Annotated in this window: 5 protein-coding genes; all 5 read left to right on the forward strand. The window is 37.5% G+C overall.

Going from position 1 to position 3,273, the window contains the following annotated elements; all coding sequences use genetic code 11:
• Positions 1–14 precede the first annotated feature (14 nt).
• Entirely contained in the window at positions 15–635 is a 621-nt protein-coding gene (locus tag FP827_04065; GenBank protein MBA3052249.1) for a DUF502 domain-containing protein, read from the forward strand.
• Positions 632–1,021, forward strand: coding sequence for a hypothetical protein (locus tag FP827_04070; GenBank protein MBA3052250.1), 390 nt, complete (start codon positions 632–634; stop codon positions 1,019–1,021). The genes FP827_04065 and FP827_04070 overlap by 4 nt, the downstream gene beginning before the upstream one ends.
• A 64-nt stretch (positions 1,022–1,085) precedes the next feature.
• A complete protein-coding gene (locus FP827_04075; GenBank protein ID MBA3052251.1) occupies positions 1,086–1,292 on the forward strand; it encodes a hypothetical protein in 207 nt (68 codons plus the stop codon).
• A gap of 1,324 nt (positions 1,293–2,616) precedes the next feature.
• Positions 2,617–2,907, forward strand: a complete 291-nt coding sequence (locus FP827_04080; protein MBA3052252.1) for a hypothetical protein — start codon at positions 2,617–2,619, stop codon at positions 2,905–2,907.
• Positions 2,904–3,273 (forward strand): hypothetical protein (locus FP827_04085; protein MBA3052253.1); only part of this gene is annotated, 370 nt, incomplete at its 3' end. The genes FP827_04080 and FP827_04085, both read left to right, overlap by 4 nt.

A 3,273-nucleotide genomic window follows, 5' to 3' on the forward strand; every position in this document is an offset into this window, starting at 1 on the left:
GAAAATGTGATCAAATGAAAAATCTATTAAATCATTTAAAACTGTATATATTCAGGGGACTTTTGGCTCTTATTCCTATCGGACTTACGATTTCCATATTAAGGATTGTTTATGTTGTCATCGACAAGAAAGTTATGGCGCTGGTTGATCAATATATTGGGTATCGTATTCCCGGACTTGGACTTATACTGTTTATTTTCGTTTTATATATCTCTGGTATAATAGGCAGTAACGTTTTTGGTAAAAAATTGTTTGCCATTTTGGAAGCTATTATGAATAAAATTCCGCTTGTCAAGACAGTTTATCAAGTTGGGAAACAGATGTCTAACACTTTGTCGCTGCCCGAAAATCAAATGTTTAAAAAAGCCGTTTTAGTTGATTATTTTAGGCCTGATGTGTGGGTTATCGGATTCGTTACCGGCGAAGTAAAAAACGAGGATACAGGAGAAACACTTTTAAAAGTATTTATACCTACCGTTCCGAATCCTACTTCCGGTGCCTTAGTTGTTTTAAAAGAATCGCAAATTAAGGAGCTTCAATGGGGTGTGGAGGAAGCAATGAAAATGGTTATTTCCGGGGGCATAATAGGGCCCACAACACTAAAATTTAATCATAAGAAAATGCTAGAAATATGAACATAAAAGAATGTATGATATACAATAAATATTTAATAAATATAACCAAAACAGTTTCGCTGCTGATATTAATAGTATTAACTGCGGGTTTTCTTTTTGCAGAAAAGCCTGCCGCTGCTTTTTTATATCAGTCCGAAACTCAGAATTCATTAGCAAATGACCAGCAGCGCGAATCAAACGAATATCTCCAGGGCAACAGCAGTGCAGAATCTGTTCTTATTACAAACACTTCTAAAAGAAAAGTATCAGGCACCGTCGCCGCTATCTATAACAAATATTCCGCTTCTCCGCCATTTACAAAACATGGAGAATATGTTTATTTTTACATAAAACAGTCCCGCTCAGAAAACCCCTTAAATAAATCGCCACCACAAGTCTCTATCTAAGTAACTGAAAAAGCGCCAGTATTAATTATTGCAAAGGTATATCCTATAGGAGGCAATGTACGTTATGGAAAAAAATAAGAACCAAGAGAACTCAGCAATCGAATATAAATCCATGTATACCGTTTATGGATGGCTTGTTGTCAGCTTCACTACGATACCATTTCTGATTGTGATCGAAACTAAAAGTAAGGCTGGAATTTTTATCGTAGCAATAATGTTTCTTTTAGGTACATTCTTAATATTGATCGGTAGAAAAAAGGACAAGGAATAGCATTTTAAAATAAATATAATATTGAGATTTTACAGACTGGCAAGGAGATAAATGGAAAACCCAACATAATTAATGTAATAATGATAATTGCGTGCATGTTTCTCTCATTGTCAGGATGCAAGAGAGGTAGTGAAAAAGAGGAAATAGCTTCGCAAACCCCTGTTTCTACATGAGAACTTACTTGTAATAATTATAGCGGGGAATGTAACCTAAAAGTTACATTTCCCGTCTTTTTATACTTTGTAAAAGAAAATATTTCTCTTATAAAAAAAATTTGCCGACTAAAGAATTATGCGATTTTCTTAATAAAAACAGCAATAGCAATATATGTGTGATATCTCCATGAGCAAATGCTCCCATCTTCGCTTATCGAGGAACAGATACAGGAGCAAGCGAACGGCGGTGCTTGCCCCTGTATCGCAGAGGCTGAGAGCGAAAGGCCTCCGTAAGGAGGGCGGGTGAACGAACAGAGGGCATTCAGAGTGCTCATTACAAAAGCCGCTGTTCTGCCACAGGCAGAACGACCGACCCAAAGGGGAGGAAGCGGATACGCAGGCGGCTGGACAAAGGGAGGAGGTGCAAGGGCGATGCAATTGCCCGATGCCCTCCGACCGTCTCTTATGCGAGGCGCCGCAGAAGCTTTCTGTAAGAAAGGTAGTCGGAGGCGCCGAGCTCATAAGTATTGCGACCGAAGAGACTGTGTCGTAATTGTAGTTGCAGAGCTTGCTCTGCTAAAAGATACCAAAACTTGATAAAGCAAAGTAAACTTTGCAACTACTATTTTCAAAGAATTACCATAATCGGAATTGCGACACAGTCTGGAAGGGAGCCATAAAAGAAGAATGAATAAGATTCCTCCCCTTCGACTACGCTCAGGGTTCGGAATGACAAATTAATGAATGTTTTATGCAATAAGTTCGAACATAGTTTGAAACGCTCCGCCATCGCGCTTGTTCTTGTTTTTTACTGAATACCCCCTCAAAAAATTCGCGACTGCCGTTGGCAGTCATTTCATTTTTAAGAGAGCCTCTTTCATTTTTTTTGGAAGAAACAATTAACCCTGCTTTTCCACCCTCCGTAGCAGGGCTACTGCGGAGGACGGGCCTCGGAACAAATCTAATAGGCAGGCGATAGGCGGGTCGCCTGCCTGCAAAGGAATCAAACGGCTTTCGGAATAAATATGACAAGGTATTTGTCCTTCATAGCGAAGTTGCCCGCCTCCGGCGGACACATACTTCCGTATGCCGAACCTTGCATCTGGGTACAATACTCTTTACACTACAATATATATTTAATAGAATACCGTAGTGTAAGGAGGGATTCGGTGAAAGTTTTAAAGGGTATACTTAAAGAAAGCAAGGAACATTATCTAAAGGTAAATGTAGAACTGAAAAAAGAATTCTCCAAATTACCGAAAGGAAGTATAAAAAAACGTAAAATTGGCGGACATTTTTACTACTATCTTCAATACAGAGAGAAAGATAAAATTTTACATAAATATTTAGGTAAAAATGAACCAGAGGACATTATCAATAAGATTAAAAGACGGAATGTTTTAAAAAACGAATTAAAAAAAGTAAAAGAAGCATTGAAGTTGCTCTCAAAAATAAAATGATTAACATTGTAAAAAATATTTTGAAGGTATTTGATGAAGAGGGATTATGGGATGAAGGACTAGAATTAATCGGAAGCTGGTGCTTTTTGTTATATCAAAAACATTTAAAAGTAAGAAACTATCCCCTCAGAACACTGGATATAGATTTTTTAATCCCGTTTCCGTACAAAGGGAAAAAGAAAATAGATTTAATTGCTAAGTTAGAGAAACTTGGATTTATTCTTAATTTCAACCCCGATGGTTCCTTTTGGCTCTGGAATGCCGAATTGAAAGTAGATTTTTTATCTCCTAAGATTGGCAGGGAAACTAAAAAATCACAAAATATCAAACAACTATCCGTACGGACTACTCCTTTAAGATTTATGA

The organism is Candidatus Omnitrophota bacterium (genome assembly GCA_013791745.1).
Taxonomy (GTDB): Bacteria; CG03; CG03; order CG03; family CG03; genus CG03.

Excerpts from the sequence above, each read along its gene's own strand:
- FP827_04065 (MBA3052249.1), top strand. The coding sequence starts at position 15 with ATGAAAAATCTATTAAATCATTTAAAACTGTATATATTCAGGGGACTT.
- FP827_04070 (MBA3052250.1), top strand. The coding sequence starts at position 632 with ATGAACATAAAAGAATGTATGATATACAATAAATATTTAATAAATATA.
- FP827_04075 (MBA3052251.1), top strand. The coding sequence starts at position 1,086 with ATGGAAAAAAATAAGAACCAAGAGAACTCAGCAATCGAATATAAATCC.